The organism is Lysinibacillus sp. GW823-FHT06C08, assembly GCF_058795135.1.
The window spans coordinates 89,542-110,446 of sequence record NZ_JBXAHN010000005.1; the positions used below are offsets into that span (position 1 = coordinate 89,542).

The 20,905-nt window shown below is 38.9% G+C and carries 20 protein-coding genes; 15 read left to right on the forward strand and 5 right to left on the reverse strand.

Translation table 11 applies throughout. From position 1 onward, the window contains the following. Positions 1-137: 137 nt before the first annotated feature. From AC1Q6O_RS13480 to AC1Q6O_RS13520, 9 genes are all read left to right on the forward strand, one after another. Positions 138-1,421: an alpha/beta hydrolase gene (locus AC1Q6O_RS13480; protein WP_170110036.1), complete on the forward strand. Its 1,284-nt coding sequence runs from the start codon at positions 138-140 to the stop codon at positions 1,419-1,421. Positions 1,422-1,432: 11 nt separating this feature from the next. Continuing rightward, positions 1,433-1,747, forward strand: coding sequence for a DUF3784 domain-containing protein (locus AC1Q6O_RS13485; protein ID WP_008178323.1), 315 nt, complete (start codon positions 1,433-1,435; stop codon positions 1,745-1,747). Positions 1,748-1,927: 180 nt separating this feature from the next. Beyond that, on the forward strand, positions 1,928-3,850 hold the full coding sequence (locus tag AC1Q6O_RS13490; protein WP_089986381.1) for an AraC family transcriptional regulator: 1,923 nt from the start codon (positions 1,928-1,930) through the stop codon (positions 3,848-3,850). 354 nt (positions 3,851-4,204) lie between these two features. Beyond that, positions 4,205-5,392 (forward strand): hypothetical protein, encoded by a 1,188-nt coding sequence (locus tag AC1Q6O_RS13495; RefSeq protein ID WP_089986320.1) that lies wholly within the window; start codon positions 4,205-4,207, stop codon positions 5,390-5,392. A gap of 14 nt (positions 5,393-5,406) precedes the next feature. Next, positions 5,407-6,585: an amidohydrolase gene (locus AC1Q6O_RS13500; RefSeq protein WP_170844138.1), complete on the forward strand. Its 1,179-nt coding sequence runs from the start codon at positions 5,407-5,409 to the stop codon at positions 6,583-6,585. Positions 6,586-6,691: 106 nt separating this feature from the next. After that, positions 6,692-6,844, forward strand: a complete 153-nt coding sequence (locus tag AC1Q6O_RS13505) for a YpzG family protein (protein ID WP_004231380.1) — start codon at positions 6,692-6,694, stop codon at positions 6,842-6,844. Between the two features lie 120 nt (positions 6,845-6,964). Further along, entirely contained in the window at positions 6,965-7,501 is a 537-nt protein-coding gene (locus tag AC1Q6O_RS13510) for a hypothetical protein (protein ID WP_089986322.1), read from the forward strand. Between the two features lie 20 nt (positions 7,502-7,521). Beyond that, on the forward strand, positions 7,522-7,860 hold the full coding sequence (locus AC1Q6O_RS13515) for a cupin domain-containing protein (RefSeq protein WP_089986323.1): 339 nt from the start codon (positions 7,522-7,524) through the stop codon (positions 7,858-7,860). 258 nt (positions 7,861-8,118) lie between these two features. Continuing rightward, the gene (locus AC1Q6O_RS13520; protein ID WP_089986324.1) at positions 8,119-8,550 is read left to right on the forward strand and encodes an NUDIX hydrolase; all 432 of its coding nucleotides are present in this window, start codon (positions 8,119-8,121) and stop codon (positions 8,548-8,550) included. Positions 8,551-8,600: 50 nt separating this feature from the next. Here the strand turns inward: AC1Q6O_RS13520 and AC1Q6O_RS13525 are convergent, their stop codons facing one another. The 3 genes from AC1Q6O_RS13525 to mscL form a co-directional block, all read right to left on the reverse strand. Then, positions 8,601-9,761 carry an aminotransferase class I/II-fold pyridoxal phosphate-dependent enzyme gene (locus AC1Q6O_RS13525; RefSeq protein ID WP_089986325.1) on the reverse strand — a complete coding sequence of 387 codons (1,161 nt, stop codon included), beginning with the start codon at positions 9,759-9,761 and terminating at the stop codon, positions 8,601-8,603. Positions 9,762-9,763: 2 nt separating this feature from the next. Next, positions 9,764-10,879 carry a methionine biosynthesis PLP-dependent protein gene (locus AC1Q6O_RS13530; protein WP_008180469.1) on the reverse strand — a complete coding sequence of 372 codons (1,116 nt, stop codon included), beginning with the start codon at positions 10,877-10,879 and terminating at the stop codon, positions 9,764-9,766. 343 nt (positions 10,880-11,222) lie between these two features. Further along, a complete protein-coding gene (mscL, locus tag AC1Q6O_RS13535) occupies positions 11,223-11,612 on the reverse strand; it encodes a large conductance mechanosensitive channel protein MscL (RefSeq protein WP_008180473.1) in 390 nt (129 codons plus the stop codon). A 193-nt stretch (positions 11,613-11,805) separates the two neighbouring features. Here mscL and AC1Q6O_RS13540 point away from each other — a divergent pair, with 193 nt between their 5' ends. Next, positions 11,806-12,504 carry a lytic transglycosylase domain-containing protein gene (locus AC1Q6O_RS13540; protein WP_008180475.1) on the forward strand — a complete coding sequence of 233 codons (699 nt, stop codon included), beginning with the start codon at positions 11,806-11,808 and terminating at the stop codon, positions 12,502-12,504. A gap of 35 nt (positions 12,505-12,539) precedes the next feature. Here the strand turns inward: AC1Q6O_RS13540 and AC1Q6O_RS13545 are convergent, their stop codons facing one another. Continuing rightward, on the reverse strand, positions 12,540-12,797 hold the full coding sequence (locus AC1Q6O_RS13545; RefSeq protein WP_107922510.1) for a GlsB/YeaQ/YmgE family stress response membrane protein: 258 nt from the start codon (positions 12,795-12,797) through the stop codon (positions 12,540-12,542). 135 nt (positions 12,798-12,932) lie between these two features. Beyond that, positions 12,933-13,073 (reverse strand): hypothetical protein, encoded by a 141-nt coding sequence (locus AC1Q6O_RS13550; protein ID WP_171365090.1) that lies wholly within the window; start codon positions 13,071-13,073, stop codon positions 12,933-12,935. Between the two features lie 509 nt (positions 13,074-13,582). Between AC1Q6O_RS13550 and AC1Q6O_RS13555 the strand changes: the two genes are divergently transcribed. The 5 genes from AC1Q6O_RS13555 (at position 13,583) to ilvN (ending at position 20,866) form a co-directional block, all read left to right on the forward strand. Then, on the forward strand, positions 13,583-14,758 hold the full coding sequence (locus AC1Q6O_RS13555) for an amino acid deaminase/aldolase (protein ID WP_089986326.1): 1,176 nt from the start codon (positions 13,583-13,585) through the stop codon (positions 14,756-14,758). Then, positions 14,746-16,068: a D-arabinono-1,4-lactone oxidase gene (locus AC1Q6O_RS13560; RefSeq protein ID WP_089986327.1), complete on the forward strand. Its 1,323-nt coding sequence runs from the start codon at positions 14,746-14,748 to the stop codon at positions 16,066-16,068. The genes AC1Q6O_RS13555 and AC1Q6O_RS13560 overlap by 13 nt, the downstream gene beginning before the upstream one ends. Positions 16,069-16,437: 369 nt before the next feature. Continuing rightward, positions 16,438-18,108 carry a dihydroxy-acid dehydratase gene (ilvD, locus tag AC1Q6O_RS13565; protein ID WP_008180485.1) on the forward strand — a complete coding sequence of 557 codons (1,671 nt, stop codon included), beginning with the start codon at positions 16,438-16,440 and terminating at the stop codon, positions 18,106-18,108. A 479-nt stretch (positions 18,109-18,587) separates the two neighbouring features. Next, positions 18,588-20,354, forward strand: coding sequence for a biosynthetic-type acetolactate synthase large subunit (ilvB, locus tag AC1Q6O_RS13570; protein WP_089986329.1), 1,767 nt, complete (start codon positions 18,588-18,590; stop codon positions 20,352-20,354). After that, positions 20,351-20,866, forward strand: a complete 516-nt coding sequence (gene ilvN / locus AC1Q6O_RS13575) for an acetolactate synthase small subunit (protein ID WP_025116198.1) — start codon at positions 20,351-20,353, stop codon at positions 20,864-20,866. The genes ilvB and ilvN overlap by 4 nt, the downstream gene beginning before the upstream one ends. The last annotated feature ends 39 nt before the right edge of the window (positions 20,867-20,905 follow it).

Below are 20,905 nucleotides of genomic sequence, written 5' to 3' on the forward strand. Positions count from 1 at the left end.
ATTTTTTATTCCAATACATACGATCCATCCTTGTAAGCTAAGAACAATAAGGCATTGGTGGGATAGTCAATTTTGCAAAATGGTGTTACATGACAATCAGTAGGGCAGTACTGCCAAACATAGAGAGGGAGATTAAATTGAAAAAATTGTTTGTGTTATGCTGTACGCTTTTACTTTTAGCTGGCTGTGGGCAAAAGGAAGAGATTGTAGAAAATAAAGAGACCAAAGGGGAAAGTGCCATGAGCGAACAGTTTATTGGAAAATGGGAAGGCAATATTGAAACACCGAATGGACAGCTACCCATCATTGTTGATTTACAGAAAAATAGTGGTACTCTATCCGTGCCAGCACAGGGCATATCTAATTTCCCGTTGAAGAGTGTGAACTATACAGGTGATCAGGTAAGCGTTTCCATTCATTTAAACGGCTCAGTAATTGCTATTAATGGTACTTTCAAAAATGAACAAATAGAAGCTACATTTCAACAAAATGGTGGGACCTTCCCACTTATCTTACAAGCATATAAAGAGGAACCAGTAACTTATGAAACAGTAAAGATTCCCGTTCAGCAAGGTGACCTCATAGTGGCTCTTCAAAAAGCCAATGCGACATCCCCATCACCCGTCGCAGTTATTATCGCTGGCTCTGGACCGACAGATAAGGATGGTAATTCAGTTTTAGCTGGTAAAAATAATAGTTTAAAAATGATGGCTGAAGGCTTGGCTCAGGAGGGAATCACAACTGTACGCTATGATAAACGGGGTATTGGGGATAATCAAGCACTCTTGACGAAAGAAGAAGATGTGACGTTTGACCAATTTGTTGAAGATGCAGTGCAAATCATCCAATCATTGCAGGCTAATAAAGCCTATACAAGTGTTCATGTCATTGGACATAGTGAAGGCTCATTAATTGGTTTATTAGCGGCTCAAAAAACAGGAGTAGCATCCTTTGTTTCGATTGCAGGTGCTGGACGTCCAATGGATGAAGTATTAGTGGAGCAATTAAAAAGTCAGCTAGCGCCAAATTTATTCAAAGAATCAAAGGACATTTTGACAGCTCTAAAGCAAGGAAAGCAAGTGGAAAATATTTCGCCCGAATTACAAGCAGTCTTCCGTCCTTCTGTACAGCCCTTCCTTATTTCCGTGTTAAAGTATAATCCAGCCACAGAGCTTGGAAAAGTAAAGAGTCCTGTACTACTTGTGCAAGGAACGACTGATTTACAAGTGAAGGAAGTCGATGCAGAGGCATTGAAGAAAGGTAACCCTGATGCAACGCTTCTTTATATGGAAGGGATGAACCATGTGTTGAAAAAGGCACCAGAAGACTATGCCGCAAATTTAGCAACGTATGCAGACCCAACACTTCCACTACATGAGGATTTACTACCAGCGATTCAACAATTTATTTATGGAAAGTAGGCTGAGTCACTGTGGGTGTTTTTGTATATTTAATCATCATGCTTCCATTTCTCATCTTTGCCCTTGTATTATCACAGGGGAAAGGAACTTTTTTAATTGCTGGCTTTAACACAATGTCACAAGACGAAAAAGATACGTATGACGAAATAGCACTTGCAAAATTTATGGGGAAGATGATGTATGGCTACTGTTTTTGTGTACTTTTATGGGTGCTAAATGAACTATTTCACACACAGTGGTTATTTATTGTCGGTCTTGTTCTTTTTGTAGTGCTTACGATTTTTTTAATGATCTATATGAACACAGGCAATCGATTCAAAAAATAAACAATACAAAGAAGGACTTGATCGCAACAATGACAAGTCCTTTTTGTGTGAGAATCATTATCATTTATCAAGAATTCTGTTAAACTAGAGCCATGTCAATGGTTAAACTAGAAGGAGTGCTTGAGCTAAATGAAATTAAACGACCATATACTTTTGTGGAATCACGCGTACATTAAAATCATGGATATACGTTTTACAATGATGGAACAAGGAGAAGCATTCGGCCCTTATCCATTGCCTACGAATGCCTTTCTGTATACAAAAAGAGGCGATGCTCAAATATGGGTCGATAAAAATAGGCATTTGGTACAATCCTTTCATGCCTTTCATGCAGGCAAAGGGGTCTGTATACAGATTGTAGCAGAGAAGGAATTTGAGTATTTTCTGATTTTCTATAAAACCACTCTACCGTTACCAAATCGACAAGAAATTGTAGCTTTGTTGGAAAACGACAATCCGTTTCAATACCAGTATGCTTTCGCACCAGCTAATCCACTTACTCTGCTTGATAAAGTGGAGCAAATGAATACGGTTTGGCTACAACCCAATGAAAAAGAGCTGAAACGTTTACATATAAAAGCATTGTTTTATCAATATATTTATGAATTACTACGACAAATGCATGCCCAGGGAATTCACCCTATAAAGCCAGATATAGTTACAGAAGCAGTTCGTTATATAGAGGAACATTATCAGAGGCCATTGACACTTGAAAAGCTGGCTCAGGAATTATCTTGTAGTGTAGGTTATTTATCTAAGTTATTTAAAGAAAAAATGCATACTAGCCCGATTCATTATTTGGGTGTAATACGTATAAATAAAGCAGCAAAATTGCTAGTACAAACAGATGCGACATTGCAGGACATTGCGGATCATGTTGGTTATCCAGATGGCTATTCATTAAGTCGAAGCTTTAAACGACATAAGGGCATTTCTCCAGCTCAATTTAAAAGAGCGTGGAAACAAAAAAGCCAAGATGAAGAATTGCCACTTTGGAGAAGAAGATATGCTATTCTCCCCAATCATATCGAATGGTATATTGATGATGAAATTGAAAATCATTATCAACGAAAGGGAGCAAGCGAAATGTCGAAGTTTAAAAACATGAAGGTAACGGCCATGACGTTGTTTATGTGTCTATCATTATTATTAGCTGCATGCTCAAATGCAACAACTACAAATGGAGCCACACCAGCTGCCAATCAAGAAACAAAGGCGAATAGTGGACAAGAAGTGATGCAGGAAGGGAAAACAAGAATTGTTTCTACGCCAAGAGGTGATGTTGAAATTCCAGCACAGCCACAGCGTGTAGCGGCTGATCAATATATGGGACAACTATTAAAGCTAGGCATTATTCCAATCGGGGTTCGTGAAGGAATGTTAACGGAAGGGTGGATAGAAAAATCTGGTATTCCGCAAGAAACACTCGATAAAATTGAGAATTTAGGTAATTTTCCAATGAACCCGGAAAAACTCATTATGTTAGAGCCAGATTTAATTATTGGATCAATTGAAAAAAATATTGAACAATACGAAAAAATAGGAACGACAGTTTTTATCCCGTATTGGGAAGAACTTTCAACGGCAGGGCCTTTGGAAAAATTCAGAAGAATTGCTGAAGTATTTGGTAAAGAGCAAGAAGCGGAGGAATGGATAAAAGGATATGAACGCAAGGTAGAAGATGCTCGAGAACAAATAGAAGGTATCATTAAGGAAGGCGAAACGGTGTCAATTGTGCAATTAAGCCCTACAGGTTTGTTTGTGTTAGCTGCTGAGGGTGGGAATTATGGTAGTAATACCATTTATCAGATGTTGAAATTACCTCCTACAGAACAAGCATTAAATATGAAAGAAGGCTTTGAAAATATTTCGTTAGAGGTGCTGCCCGAGTATTTAGGTGATCATGTATTTGTCTATGTGAATTCGCAAGAAGATGCGGAGGAGATATTGAATAGCCCTATTTGGCAAGGAGCCCCTGCTGTGAAAAATGGCAATGTCTATATGTATGGTGAATTCGATGATGAATTCGTCATGGAGGATCCATATTCTTTAGATCTTCAGCTAGAGAAAGTTGTCAACGTTTTATTAGAGAAGAAACAGTGACCAACATAACCTGAACTTGTTTTAGCATAAACATAAACCCTCCTCGGTGGCTTGTTTTAGAGGAGGGTCTATGCTGCGATTGGTCCTAATGACAATAATTTATGCATGTTGTATGACTATTTTATATATATTAATAGCATAGAATTTATGAAATGAAGTAGAGCCTATTAAGCATGGTTCTACTTTTTATCAATATTTAAAAAACTGAATATTTAGTAAATTAAAAATTTAATGTCGCGAATATGCTCGAAAAAGGGCTAATTTTCTTCTTTTCTGTAAAAATAGAATTTTTAGAATAATAAGTATTATTATAGAGGACATTAAAAAATTAATAGGTAAGGAGAATTATTTAATATGTCTCAAATGTTAGCACTGACGATAGTACTTGCTATTCTTTACATCGGAGATATTGTCGCAACAAGAACAAAGGCTTGGATTCCATCTGTGTTCGTCTGTGCGGTATTATTTTTAATTGGCTATTGGACGTTTTTCCCGAAAGATATTGTTAGTATTGCCGGGATCGGTCCAGTAGTTGCCACGATGTTAATGTATTTATTAATTACCAATATGGGGACACTTCTGTCACTCAAGGAATTGAAAAACCAGTGGAAGGCAATTGTCATTTCATTGGCCGGTATTGTAGGAATTATTGCTATTTTATTTACTATTGGCGCCATGATTTTTGATTTGAAAACAATGATTGTGGCAGTTCCACCATTAGTTGGAGGAGTTGTGGCTGCATTAGTCATGTCAGAAGGTGCCTCGGCAGCTGGCTTAGAGGATTTAGCAGTTTTTGCAATTGTTATTTATGTCATTCAAGGATTTGCAGGCTATCCGATTACTTCAATTGTATTAAAACGTGAAGCAAAACGTTTATTAAAAGAACACCAACAAGGTAAGCTACATACGATTTCACAAGTGCAGGAAGAAGAAAACGCTGCTACTGAACAGCCTAAATTATTGAGGAAGATACCTGCAAATTACAATACAGAATATTTTAAATTTTTCCGTTTAGCGCTTGTTGGTTTATTGGCCTACGGTACATCGACCGTATTAGCTCCAATTGTGACAGTTAATGCACTAGTACTGTGCTTAGTATTTGGTGTACTCGCTTCAACAATTGGTTTTTTAGAAAAACAACCGTTACAAAAAGCAAATGGCTTTGGCTTTGCCATTATGGGCTTAATGCTCTTTATATTCGACGGCTTAAAACAGGCAACCCCTGAAATGCTAATGCGCATTATTGTACCGTTAGTTGTTTCGATTGTCCTAGCTGTAGTCGGCATGTATATTTTCTCGTTCATCGCAGGGAAAATATTAAAAGTTAGCCCGAACTTAGCGTTTGCAGTTTCCTTAACAGCGCTATATGGTTTCCCCGCAGATTATATTTTAACGAATGAAGTGGTGAAATCATCGACGACGGATGAAAAAGAGCGTGAAATGCTGCTCAGTCGTATGCTGCCACCTATGCTTGTTGGAGGCTTCATTAGTGTAACCATAACATCGGTTATTTTAGCGGGTATTTTCGTCAATTGGTTATAAAAAAGGAGAGAGTAATCATGACTACTATTAAACCTATCATTGCTGATCTTAACAGCGAGCTTGTGGCAATTCGTCAAAAATTACATAGTGAGCCTGAGCTTTCGTGGGAGGAATATGAAACAACGAATTATGTAGCAGCTTATTTAGATAAGCTAGGTATTCCTTATAGACGAACAGAACCCACAGGTATTATTGCTGAATTAAAAGGGAACAAGGAAGGAAAAACAGTTGCCCTACGAGCGGATATGGATGCCTTATCCGTTTATGAAATTCGAGAGGATATTCCATATCGATCTAAAACAAATGGAAAGATGCATGCATGTGGTCATGATGCCCATACAGCCATGCTATTAATTGCCGCTAAAACTTTACATGCAGTCCGTGACGAAATAGAAGGGACAGTTCGATTTATTTTCCAGCCTGCTGAAGAAGTTGCTACAGGGGCAAAAGCAATGGTTGAGCAAGGCGCTATGGAAGGTGTAGATAACGCATTCGGTATTCATATTTGGTCACAAATAGACACAGGAAAAATCCAGTGCAATAAAGGACCTGCGTTTGCCTCTGCTGATATTTTTAAAGTAACTTTCAAAGGTCAGGGTGGTCATGCTGCAGCGCCACATGATGCTATCGATGCAGTGATGATTGCTTCGACCTTTGCGTTGAATGTTCAAACGGTTGTATCGCGTACGGTCAATCCACTTCGACCAGCTGTCTTAACCATTGGTAAAATGGATGTCGGTACCCGTTTCAATGTAATTGCCGAAGACGCTATTTTGGAAGGAACTGTGCGTTGCTTCGATCAAGACGTTCGTACGCATATGGAAGCACAAATTCGCCATTATGCTGATCAAGTTGCAACACTCTATGGTGGAACAGCTGAGGTTATTTATGAATACGGTACTCAAGCCGTCAACAACGATACAGCTAGTGCCGACTTAGTTGAACGTTTAGCAATTGAGCATTTTGGTACTGAAGCTTATCATTTAGACGACCCAACGATGGGTGGCGAGGATTTCAGCTTTTATTTAGATGAAGTGCCAGGCTGTTTTGCATTAGTAGGTTCTGGAAATACAGAAAAAGATACACGCTGGGCACATCATAATGGCCATTTCGATATTGACGAAGATGGTTTGCGCATTGGAACAGAATTATATGTGCAATATGCGTTAACTTGGCTACAAGAAAATAAATAATATGAAAACGTAAGCGGTTATTTTCGTCGTTGTATAATTCCATCCTAGCTGGTCATAATAAAAAAGATTTCACTTATGAAATCTATAATGATGAGGAGGATGAAAAATGAGTAGGTTCGAACAATTAGACCCCAAATCTCAAAAAATCCACCGCAACTGGTCAAGGATTAAGCGATCAAAATCGCAAGTAAACGGGGAAACGGAGATCACTCTTCATAACCGTCTCTTGCGAAGCGAAGCAAAGGCCCGTCAGTTTTAATCATGCTAGAAAAGTAAGTGTCATCAAGCCCAGAAATTTTCTGGGCTTTTCTTTTTGTGTAAAATTTAATGTATGATAATACTGAAAAGGAATTGAATAAAAAGGGGAGTGAAGCCAACTATGAACAATCTTATTCCTACTTATTTACAGCATGTCACAACAAGGATTCAACAGCCAGAAGGGGTCGAATCACAATTACAGCTTTGCTCTACTTTAAATAATACGCAATTTGAAATTTGGTATTATGGTGATTTATTAGCCTTAGAAGGGGAGGTTTTACCATTCATTTCAGGTTCGACTGCTAAAATCGTTGCCAAGGACCCTTTAACAGCAGAGGAAATTTTGCTTTTTGATGCGACTCTACACGGTTATAATGCGTTGTTTTGTGATGACTATACAGAAGAACAACGCGGCAACCGTCCTCTGCAGCTATATAATATGCCCGCCACTGAGGTTATCTTATCATTTTTTTATAACATTGATTATGATGAAGAAGTGGATGACTATGAGGTCGATGAACAAGGAAATGTACAGTTAATGAATGGTGAAACAACAGATTGGGAGACGGTAAAAAGAAATGGCTATGATGCATTTGTTTTTTATTACAAAAAAGAGGATGGAACATTATTAGCATTTGCCCAGGAAGAATTAGCTTAGCGTGAAAGGAATTAAATTCAATGCAACTATTTCATTTTTCTCAAGATTTAGCGAATCAAATTCACTCTTATGAGTCCATAAATGCGTATTATCAAAAAATCATGAAAACGGCAGTTCCCACGAATATAGGCTTTATCTATATTGAGCCAAATGGTGTGGTAGGCATGCATGAAGCACCTGTACCACAATTAATGATTGTTATTCAGGGTGAAGGCTGGGTTTGTGGTGAGGATGGAAAAAGAGTCGATATTGAAACAGGAGATGGCGTTCTTTGGCAACAAGGACAAGCACATGAATCTGGCAGTACAACAGGATTAACAGCGCTTGTTATTCAGGCCGAACAAATTAATCTTACATAAAGAAAACATGTGGTAGCGTACTGGGCAAATAGCAGAATGCATAAGACTGAAAAATGTATGCCAATTCCTGCTCTGATGAGAATAGTCCAATAAGACCCTCAAAAATAGGTGACTAGAAGCCGGCTTTGAATAGTAATTTCTTGTACGAAAGTAATGTCATTTTCTTGCATCTGACGTATAATAGATGTCAACACTTTTCACCTGCAATTCCAATTTTTATCTTTATTGTAAAGCACAATTAGATAGGGGGAAGACTTCATGGAAGTAGTTGAAAAAGCATTTGGCTATATTACAAGAGAGCATGGGGAGCAAATTCAAGTTCTCGTATTTGAACAAAATACAGTAGGGGCAGGTATTCAAGTTCCTAAAGGTACGATTGAACAAGGGGAAACACCGTTAGAGGCCGTAAAGCGGGAGATGCTGGAGGAGACAGGCCTAACAACACTTGTTGTTCAAGGGTTCATTGCACAGGATTACTTTAACCATCCATCAGGTGTTTTACAGAAACGTTATTTTTATCATTTAACTACCTCCGATGAAACAATGGAAACCTGGCAACATTATCCTACTGGGTTGAATGAAGCAGATTTACTTTTTTCTTTTTACTGGATATCAGCTGAGCAGGATACTTTGTTAGCAAAGGGGCATGGCGATTATTTATATCGCCTATTGGCTAAGGTGAAAAATTGAGCGTACATTAAAACCGCGTCATTAATGGCGCGGTTTTAATGTTTATTCGATTAAGCCTTTGCAGCGACCTCTAAAGCCTGTGCGAAATCGTCTATTAAATCATCTACATGCTCGAGTCCTACAGAAAAACGTAAAAGTCCGTCTGTGATCCCACGTTTGGCACGTTCCTCAGGCTCCATAGCGGCATGGCTCATCTTTGCCGGATAGGAAAGAATGGATTCCACACCACCAAGTGAGACAGCGAAAACTGGGATTTTCATTGCCTCGACTAATGCTTTTGCGGAAGCATAGCTTGGTAAGCGGAAAGATAAAACTGCTCCAGAGCTTGTACTTTGACGCTGATGGATGTCATGACCTGGATGTGAGGATAGTCCAGGGTAATAGACTTGTTCTACCAGTGTATGAGTTGCTAAAAACTCAGCAATTTTTTGAGCAGATTGTGTAGAACGGCTAAAACGGACATCTGTCGTTTTAATGTTTTGCAAGAGTGTAAATGAATCCTGTACACCCAAAATATTGCCAAATGAATTTTGGATAAAGTATAAGTCCTGTCCTAGCTTTTCATCAGCTGTGACTGTTAATCCTGCAATAATATCAGAATGCCCCGATAAAAACTTCGTCGCACTATGAATAACGACATCAACACCTAGTTCTAACGGACGTTGATGTAATGGCGTCATAAATGTATTATCCAAAAATGTGAGACATCGGTGTTGTTTCGCCAGCTCTACCACACCACGAATATCGGTAATGCCTAACGTTGGATTAGATGGTGTTTCCATATAAAGCAGTTTTGTAGCCGGCGTTATTGCAGCTTCCACGGCTGCTAAATCCGTGAAATCTACAAAAGTGTGGGAAATCCCAAAGCGCGGTAATACCTTTGTCACAAAACGATATGTTCCACCATAAACATCTTCAGTCATGACGATATGGTCGCCCTGTGATAACAGCATTAAAGCGGCTGAAACCGCAGCAATCCCTGAAGAAAAGGCATGGGCACGAACTCCACCTTCAAGCTCTGCTATCGCTTTTTCTAGAGCATCACGCGTAGGGTTACCGGAACGCGCATAATCATATTCGCCAAACTCATCTATACTCTCTTGGTGGAAAGTAGAGGAAAGGTACATAGGAACATTAACTGCCCCTTTTTTATTTGAGTAGCCATCACGAACACCCGCATGAATGAGGCTAGTTTCTATATGTTGCTTCATCATTATGCCTCTTTTCTTAGGATATCAAATACTTGTTGTAAGTCTGCAATTAAATCTTCTGCTTCCTCAATACCAACTGAGAAGCGTAGTAAACGATCACAAACGCCACGTTCAACTCGTTCTTCATAAGGCATATCTGCATGTGTTTGAGTAGCTGGATATGTAATAAAGCTTTCCACACCCCCAAGACTTTCAGCAAAAGTGATTAACTTTAAGTTACGAAGGAATGGGTCAATCCATTCTGGTTTTTGTAAACGAAATGACAGCATACCACCTTTTCCTGTATAAAGGACATCTGTAACTAGTGCCTCTTCCTCTAAGTAAGCAGCAATAGCTTTGGCATTGGCATCATGTTGCTTTAAGCGAAGGTGCATTGTTTTTAAGCCACGAATAAGTAACCAAGAATCCATAGCACCAAGCACCATGCCACTACCATTATGAATAAAGCCAATGCGTTCAGCTAATTCTGTGCCTTTAGCTACTACGATCCCAGCTAAGACATCATTATGTCCGCCAATATATTTTGTTGCGGAGTGAAGCACAATGTCTGCTCCCAAATCAATAGGACGTTGGAAGTATGGTGTATAGAATGTATTATCTACAATTAACAAAGCACCGTGTTTATGTGCAAGCTCAGCATACACTTGTAAATCAAATTCCTGCATAAGCGGATTCGTTGGTGTTTCGATGAATAATGCACGTGTATTTTCATTTATTAATGCTTCTACCTGCTCTACTGATTCGAATTTTGAATAAACAGGCTTAATATTATATGTCTCTTGGAAGAAGTTAAATAGTCTATATGTACCGCCGTATAAATCATCTGGCACCACTAATTCATCGCCTGGTTTAAATATAGATAATACTAATTGGATGGCAGCCATCCCAGAGCTACAGGCAAAGCCCATATCGCCACCCTCTAAATCAGCAAAGCCTGCTTCTAAAAGAGCACGGGTTGGATTTTTTGTACGTGTGTAGTCAAAGCCTGTAGATTCTCCGATCCCAGCATGTTTATAAGCCGTTGATAAATGAATAGGTGGACTAACCGCTCCCGTTGTTGGGTCACTTAAATTACCTAGTTGTACAAGTTTTGTTTCAATGCTTCTGTTTAATGTCATGACGTCACTCTTTTCTCCAATATTATGTAAAGCGGGACTATTCGCTTTTCATTTAATAGTAGTAATCTCAATAATTGTTACCAATTTAACATGGATATTCAAGAAGAACAAGGGTGATTTCAGAAAATTAGCTAGATTATTTTATGTTAATCACGTAGGAATAGTAGGTTATAAAGGGGGGTGGATCATTTCTATGTCTGACAATGCGGCTTCCCTGGGAAGTAAGTTCATTAATCGTTGAGGGAGCAGTGTGGATTTGAAGAAAAGCCATTGGAAGTATTTTTCTGCTAATGAAAAAAATCTGCCTCATTGAAATGAGACAGATTCGAAGTTGCGATAGATATTAGGCTTGTTCCTTTTTTAATAAATCGCGGATTTCTTTTAGAAGCTCTTCCTTGGCATCCAGCTCAGGAGTGGGTTCTTCCACGACTGCTTCTTCCTTTTTATTGGTAAGCTTCGTCATAATTCGTAAAGCCATAAAAATTGCAAACGCAATAATTAAAAAATCAATAATTGATTGTAAAAATACGCCTAATTTGATTTGGGCGTCACCTGAGCCGTAGACAAAGCTTGCTGTTAAATCAATACCACCTGTTAACACACCAACTAATGGCATAATGATATTTTCAACTAAGGAGGTTACAATTTTACCGAAAGCACCACCAATGACAACTGCTACTGCTAAATCGATAATATTGCCTTTCATCGCAAATTCTTTAAAGTCTTTCCACAAAATAAAATTCCTCCCTATTATGATCCATAAAATTAATCAATTTGTATTTTACTATATTTTTCCCAAGTCTTTCAACTGCTTTCGTAGTGGAAATGATGTCCTATGCTGCTAGGTTGTATGACTTAAAAAATTTCGCAACTTATTTCGGAAAATTTGGTAATATGGAAGTAGACTACTAGATTAGGTGTGACTTATGGCTAAAAAAAAGAATAACAAACCGATGTTATCACCCGCGACAAAATTGGGTATGATAGCATTATTGATTCCAATTGCAATAACTGTATACGTCCTTACTTTTTTTGCTTGGAAGGAGCTTCAAACCTTACCGATTTTTGAAAAGCTTGCTCAGGAAAAGGCGATAGAAGAAATTCAGGAGCATTTTGATATAAGCATTCCTGAAAAATTTATTCCTGTATACATAGCGGCGGAGGAGAAGTATGGCGTACCTTGGACCTTACTTGCTGCACATCATCGCATTGAGACTCGTTTTTCGACAGTGAAAACGATGGTATCGTCAGCAGGTGCAGAGGGGCATATGCAATTTATGCCTTGCACATTTGTTGGCTGGAAGCATCCCACTTGCTCAGGTTTAGGGAAGGGCGATATATCCAAGACTGAACTAATGAGCCCGCAGACCATTGCGAAATACGGGGGATATGGAGTTGATGCAAATGGCGATGGGGTTGCTGATCCATATGACATAGAGGATGCAGTTTTTAGTGCAGCTAATTACTTGTCGAAATATGGTGCTGCACAAGGTGAAATTAAAAAGGCAGTTTTTCAATATAATCACAGTGAGGAATATGTGGAAGATGTGTTGTCTTACTATCAATTGTACAACGCTTATCACGATGAGTTAAAAGCAGCAGTTCTTTTACATCAAGAAAAATAAAGAGCCATCACATTGGATGGCTCTTCATCGCATATTTAAGTTGCTTTACGCATACCTTTGAGAATAAGGCTTACGATAAATATCAGCACGATAGCACCGATTAACGCAGGGAATACGTAGAAATCACTAACTCTCCAGCCCCAGTTCCCTAAAACCATACTACCGACCCAAGAACCGACAATCCCCGCAATAATATTTCCAATGATACCACCAGGTACATCCTTACCTAAAATTACGCCTGCTAACCATCCAAGAATCCCTCCGATGATTAAATACCAAATGAAACTAATCATATTTCTCATCTCCTTAAAGTTAAGATATAATGGCGATTACTTAGTTATACCCTGAATGAAGCAGATTAAACGTTGCCATCTTTTTTTGTAATAATTACATGATTTTATCCGGCTGTCTTTAACCTTGCAGCTCTTTCACCATGTCAATTGATCGTTAGCTGGAGTGACAGCCAAATCATCTGCATAAATTGTTGTGAAAATGCCTACATTACATATAACAGCTTTTATATGATACATACACCGATTATCGCTTACTTCTATAGTATGTTTGCGCATTCAAATCGTACCTAAAATACATTCATCTACTTTCGAAAGAAATGAATGAGCCTTTTCTAAAATTATTTGCAAAAACAGCCTATTCATTCGTAAAAATTTTTTTGATTCATCACCTCAATCGCCCATGCATAAATTTATTTAGCACATTGCTAATAGGTAGTCTTTTTAAATGGGTAATTTTCCATTATTTGAATAGTTTGAAAAATGAACTAAAAAAGAATATAATGTGAAAAAGGAGCGTGTTATATATGAATATGGCTGTAATGAAACGATTAAATCGTCAAGGTTTACTAATTGCGGGCTTGCATTTGTTAGTTTTATTAAATCTAGCAGCGGATTTCCTCTACGCATCGTAACCAATTTAATAGAAAGGTGAATGAAATGTTTGTCCCATTTTAAAAACAACCGTGTAGGCATTGTTAGTTAACTGCTCACGGTTGTTTTTATTTTGATTAAAGGAATTATTCTATTACATGTCTAATACTTAGTACTTAAAAGGGAGGGATTAAATGACAACAAGATGGGATCAACCGTTTGGTCATTTGGAACGGCCATTTGCGTGGTTGGATTTTGATGCACTTGATAAAAATATTCAAATTGTACAGGGTGCATGTGGGGGAAAACCAATTCGTCTAGCAACAAAATCGATTCGTTCAGTTGAGGTGCTTCGCTATATTCAACATCAGCTTGTGAATGTAGTAGGGTTTATGACTTTTACAGCAGCAGAGACAATTTTTTTACTACAGCAGCAGTTTGATGATGTATTACTGGGCTATCCAGTGATGGAAGAGACGGCTATACGTCAATTATTACACTTTGTTCAAGAGGGGAAAACCGTTACGTTTATGGTTGATCGACAGGAACATATCCAACTATTAGCGAAGTTAGGGAATGAAATGGGTGTGCGTGTCCCAATTTGCATCGATATTAATGTATCAAATGATTTCAAATTATTGTACTTTGGTACGAAACGTTCATCATTATATTCCCTTGAGACGTTAACTCCATTTTTGCAAGCCATAAAAAATAATCCTTCTATTGAAGTAGTAGGGGCCATGGGCTATGAGGCGCAAATCGCTGGTGTTGGTAATCGTCCAGCGAATGTATTAAAGGGTAGAGTAATAGAAGCCATGCAAGCACAGGCGAAAAAGCAGGTCACTCAATTTCGCCGATTAGCTATCGCTCATATTAAAGCCTATTTTCCAAATTTACGTTTTGTTAATGGAGGAGGCTCAGGTAGTATGACTTACACAACTCAGCAGAAAGAAGTGACTGAAATTACGGTTGGTTCTGCGTTTTATGCCCCTGCTCTGTTCGATCAATTTACCCATTTGCAGCTTGAAAAAGCAGCCGGATTCGCCTTACGTGTCACGAGACAGCCTGAAAAAAATATCGTTGTTTGTCATGGAGGGGGATATACAGCTTCTGGTGCGATCGGTAGTGATCGGTTACCTGTATTCTATGAACCTACCAATTTTGCATATCTTAGCTTAGAAGGGGCAGGAGAGGTGCAAACGCCGATTAAGGTCAAAGGGAAAAACATTGAAATTGGCGATACCATTTATTTTCGACATGCCAAGGCTGGGGAGCTTTGTGAACGATTCCAATTATTACATGGTGTTCGAGGGGACAAGTATGTAGGATCTTATACAACATACAGGGGGGATGGACAATGTTTTCTATAGAAAAATGGAAGAATGGAGAAAAATGGACTAACTGGGCTGGGAATGTTATTTCCTATCCAAGTGAAATGTATTTACCGCATTCCATTGAAGAAGTTTCAATGATTGTTAAACATGCACGCGAATCTGCAAAGACGATTCGTGTTACAGGTGCAGCACACTCGTTTAGCGCTGTGGCAATGCCGGAGCATATAGCTATTTCCTTACATAATATGCGCGGGTTAATCGCTGTGAATGAGGAAAAGCAGGAGGCTACATTATGGGCTGGAACCTATTTATATGAAATTGGACCAATGCTAGCAAAGCATGGATTTGCATTAATTAATATGGGAGATATTCAGGAGCAAACTATTGCAGGTGCCGTATCAACGGGGACTCATGGCACAGGTGTTACACTTGGTTCCTTATCCTCAGCCGTGATGTCGTGGGGATTTGTAGATGGGACGGGAACTTATCAGGAGCATCGACGAGGATTGGATGATTTGTCTGAAGCACTTCATGTAGCGCTAGGAATGCTCGGTATTCTTGTTAAAGTAACGATTAAAGTCATGCCATTATATGGTCTGCATTATGTGGGGGCAAGAGATACTTTAGCTAATGGACTCACCGGGTTTGCGGAGGATATCCAACAACATCGTCATGTGGAATGGTTTTATTTCCCTGGTAGTGAGACGATTCAAGTAAAGCGAATGAATGTTGTGGCTCCTGTCTATCAAAGCGAATGGAATAAGAAAATAGAGAACCTCAAGTTACAAATTGTAGAAAATGGTGCTTTTTTTGCGATGTCTGAGCTGTGTAAGTGGAAACCAGCTTTAAGTGGTGCCATGAGTAAAATAGCAGCGGCTAATGTGGTGGAAAGTGAAAAAATAGGTATAAGCTATGAAATTTATCCTTCACCTCGTAGTGTGAAGTTCCAGGAAAGTGAATATGCCATCCCATTATCTCAATTTGAAGCTTGTCTAGAGGAAATTCATGCAACCTTTAAAAAGGGTGTTTTTAATGTTCATTTTCCATTAGAATGTCGAACAACTGCAGGGGAAGCAGGTTTTTTAAGCCCTACACAGGGGCGTGAATCAGCCTTTATCGCCTTCCATATGTATAAAGGAATGTCAGAGGAGCCCTATTTTAAATGGGTGCATACGTTAATGCAGAAATATGAAGGTCGTCCACATTGGGGCAAACAACATCATTTAACCGCTCAAAAGGTTTATGAATTATATCCTGAAATTGAAAAATTTTTAAACATTCGACACCAATATGATCCCGATCATGTGTTTTTTACAGGATATTTAAAAAAATTATTTCTATTGTAAGCGCTATCTCCTTTTCCGCCCTTTCCAACTCTTTGTTCATATTTAGAAAATTATTGTTCTATATTTTTGAAAAATTAAAATATGAACGAAATGTCAAAATTTTTATCAAAGCGAGATAAAACTGATGCTTAATCAGCATGTAAACGATTTCAATTTTGATAGATTTTTTTAATTGTTTAAACAATTCAAAAAATAGTGTTGACGAGACCTTTTTTTCGTACTATGATAACAACAATTTAACACGTTCGTTACAGCAATAGTACTCTAGAATGCTGTTATCTATAAACAAAAAATAAATAGACAGAAGATTTTGATTTTGTATATAGCAACGAACATAGTATGGAAAGCAATAAATGAGGGGCGTTTAAAATGAGAAGTGACATGATAAAAGTAGGCGTAGATCGAGCGCCACATCGAAGTCTTTTATATGCAACAGGCAAAGTAAAAGCAAAAGATTTAGGCAAGCCATTTATTGGGGTTTGTAACTCTTATATCGACATAATACCAGGTCACGTTCATTTACGTACGTTCGCTGATGTTGTAAAAGAAGCCATTATTGAAGCGGGTGGTATTCCATTCGAATTTAATACAATTGGGGTCGATGATGGTATTGCAATGGGGCATATTGGTATGCGCTATTCATTACCAAGTCGTGAAATTATAGCAGACTCAGCTGAGACGGTTATTAATGCACACTGGTTTGATGGCGTATTTTATATTCCAAACTGTGACAAAATTACACCAGGTATGCTTATGGCAGCAGTTCGTACCAACGTACCATCGATTTTTGTGTCTGGTGGTCCAATGGAGGCCGGTACATCTGCATCAGGCAAACAGCTTTCATTAACGTCTGTTTTTGAAGGTGTCGGTGCTCATAAATCTGGAAATATGTCTGCCGAAGAGCTATTAGATATTGAAAATAATGCTTGTCCGACTTGCGGTTCCTGCTCAGGGATGTTTACCGCAAACTCTATGAACTGTTTAATGGAAATGCTAGGTGTTGCTTTACCAGGTAATGGAACAATCGTAGCTACTTCTGAAGAGCGTCATAAGCTCATTAAAGAAGCGGCGAAACAATTAATTCGTATGGTAAAGGAAGATATTAAGCCACGCGATATTATTACAAAAGAGGCAATTGACGATGCTTTTGCATTAGATATGGCTATGGGTGGATCTACTAACACGGTTTTACATACATTAGCCATTGCCAATGAAGCGGAAATAGATTACAACATTGAGGATATTAATAAAGTTGCAGAACGAGTACCTTATTTAGCAAAAATCATGCCTGCTTCCGATATTTCAATGGATGATATTAATAAAGCTGGTGGCGTTAGTGCCATTATTAATGAATTGGTGTCTATTCCAGGTGCTATACATCCTAATCGTCCAACAGTGGCAGGAGTGACAATGGGTGAGTTAGTTAAAGATCATCACATTACGAATAATCAAGTCATTCGAACGAAAGAAAATCCATATAGTGCTGTAGGTGGTTTATCGGTGTTATTCGGTAACATCGCACCAGAAGGCTCCGTGATTAAAGTCGGCGCAGTAGATCCTTCCATCCAAGTATTCAAAGGTCAAGCCATCGTTTTTGATTCACAGGAGGCAGCACAAGAAAATATTGATAATGGAATAGTGAAAGAGGGCCATGTCGTCGTCATTCGCTATGAAGGTCCTAAAGGTGGCCCAGGAATGCCGGAAATGCTGGCACCAACATCTGCGATTCAAGGTCGTGGCCTTGGTACAAAGGTGGCTTTAATCACAGATGGTCGTTTCTCAGGGGCATCACGCGGTATTTCAATCGGACATATTTCACCAGAAGCTGCTGAGGGTGGTCCAATTGCTTTAGTAGAAGACGGAGATATGATTGAAATTGATCTACCAAATCGTACGATTAATTTACAAGTTTCAGAGGAAGTTTTAGCTGAACGTCGAGCAAAATTACCAGTCTTTGAGCCTAAAATCAAACGAGGTTGGCTCGCAAGATACTCAAAATTAGTGACGAACGCTTCCACTGGTGGCGTTATGAAGATTTAAAACTAGATAAATGAAAACGTTGATGAGGTTAAAGGTTCTAGAGCCTTGTATCTACCAGAGAGCCGGTCGTGCTGGAAGCCGGCGATACAACTAGATCCGACATCCCCTCGGAGTGAGCTATTAAACGTGTTTACACCATTAGATAGCTTCGGGCATAGTCGAAAGTGCTCGTTATTAATGAATAAATGTTTTATGACACCCTATTAGATGCGGTATATTCCGCATGGGTGCACATAAATGCTGTCATTTATTCGCGAGGTAGCAATTATTTGCTATAAAAAAGGGTGGTACCATGGAAAGTCTTTTTCATCCCTACGTAAGGTAGTTCTTTGCGTGTGGAGAAAAAGGCTTTTTATTATTTTCATAATGGAATGAGCTAACTCTCCTTCTTCAGGAGAGCATAGACTAACCAGCTAGTGACACTTCATTAATCTACAACACTGATGTGTGAGTTTGAAAGAAATAAAGGAGGCATATTGATGAGTGCGAATGTTTCAATTAATGAAAAAGAACAATTAGCAACAACTGCAACAGTTGAGCAAACCTATCAAGCAAAGGACGGGGCCGATGTACTAGTGCAGGCATTGCACGATCAGGGCGTTGAAATCATCTTTGGCTATCCAGGTGGTGCTGTATTACCAATTTATGATGCGATGTATAAAAATCCAATCCGTCATATTTTAACAAGACATGAGCAGGGTGCTATCCATGCGGCGGAAGGCTATGCGCGTGTTTCAGGGAAAACAGGTGTTGTCATTGCTACAAGTGGCCCAGGCGCAACAAATCTTGTTACAGGGATAGCCGATGCCATGATTGATTCCATACCTTTAGTGGTATTCACTGGTCAGGTTGCTACTTCTGTTATTGGCACAGATGCTTTCCAAGAAGCTGATATTATGGGTATTACTACACCCATTACCAAGCATAATTATCAAGTACAAGATGTAAATGACATCCCACGTATTGTCAAAGAAGCTTTCCATATTGCCAGCACAGGTCGTAAGGGGCCAGTTGTCGTTGACTTTCCAAAGGACGTTTCACAAATGCTGTTTGATGTAGAAAATCCGCCTCAAGCACCGGATGAAATTTATTTACCAGGCTATCAACCAACCTATAAGCCTAACTACTTACAAATCCAAAAGGCGATACAAGCAATTTCTTTAGCAAAAAATCCAGTCATCTTAGCTGGTGCAGGTGTTCTTTTTGCAGACGCACGTGAAGAATTAACGACATTCGCTGAAAAATACCGTATCCCTGTAACGAATACTTTACTAGGCTTAGGCTCCATCCACGGTGAACATGAATTATTCCTAGGGATGGCCGGCATGCACGGTACGGCAACAGCGAACACAGCAATAACAAAGGCAGATTTATTACTTAATATTGGTGCTCGATTTGACGATCGCTTAACAGGTAATTTAGCTACATTTGCACCAAATGCGACTATTGTTCATATCGATATTGATCCTGCTGAAATTGGTAAAAACGTACCGACAGATATTCCGATTGTGGCAGATGCAAAAGAAGCATTGAAAGCGATACTGAAAAAGGATTTCGATGGTCCTGATACAACGGATTGGCTAGCCTATTTAAGAAATCACGCCAATGAATTTCCATTATGGTATTGCAAGAATGATCATGATCAGGAAATCTTACCACAAGAGGCATTGCGATTAGTTCATAAAATTACAGAGGGTGATGCCATTGTGACAACAGATGTTGGGCAGCATCAAATGTGGACAGCGCAATACTATCATTTAAATAACGATCATGCCTGGGTAACGTCTGGTGGACTTGGTACGATGGGCTTCGGCTTCCCAGCCGCAATTGGTGCCCAATTTGCGAAGCCAGACAAAAAAGTTATTTCGATTGTAGGAGATGCAGGGTTTCAAATGACTGCACAGGAGCTGTCCATTCTACAGGAATTTAACTTACCAGTAAAAATAGTGATTTTGAATAATAGCTGTTTAGGAATGGTTCGCCAATGGCAAGAAACATTCTATGAAGAGCGCTATTCATCCTCACTTATGCCAATCCAACCGGATTTTGTTAAATTGGCGGATGCGTATAGCATTAAAGGCTATCGCATTAACACAATTGATGAAGCGGAAGCTATTTTCCGAGAGGCATTACTTTCTGATGAGCCTGTGTTAATCGATTGTCGTGTGAAACAGCTTGAATGTGTATACCCAATGGTAGCACCAGGCAAAGGCCTACATGAAATGATTGGGGTGAAAAAGAATTGAAACGAGTAATTACCGTAACTGTGATTAACCAAAGTGGTGTGTTAAACCGATTAACAGGTTTACTTATGAAACGTCAGTTTAATATTGAATCCATTACAGTTGGTCATACAGAGCAACCGAATTTTTCAAAAATGACCTTTGTTGTCAATGTAGAGGATGAAGGCAAAATTGAACAACTGGTGAAGCAATTATCCAAACAAATTGATGTATTAAAGGTCAATGATATTACTGATAAATCAATTGTCCTGCGAGAACTAGCACTAGTAAAGGTTATTTCACCACCAAATTTACGCTTGGAAATGAATTCGATTGTCGAACCGTTCCGCGCTCAAATAATTGACACAGCTAAAAATGTAGTGACGTATCAAGTCGTAGGACACCCAGACAAAATAGATGCCTTTATTGAACTCATTCGACCATATGGCATTAAAGAACTTACACGTACAGGAGCAACTGCCTCAGTTCGTGAAACACAAAAGATCTCGAATCCGCAGCTCTCTATTTTAAAATAGTTTGCCTATAAAATTGATAGCTTTAGATGTGATAGATGT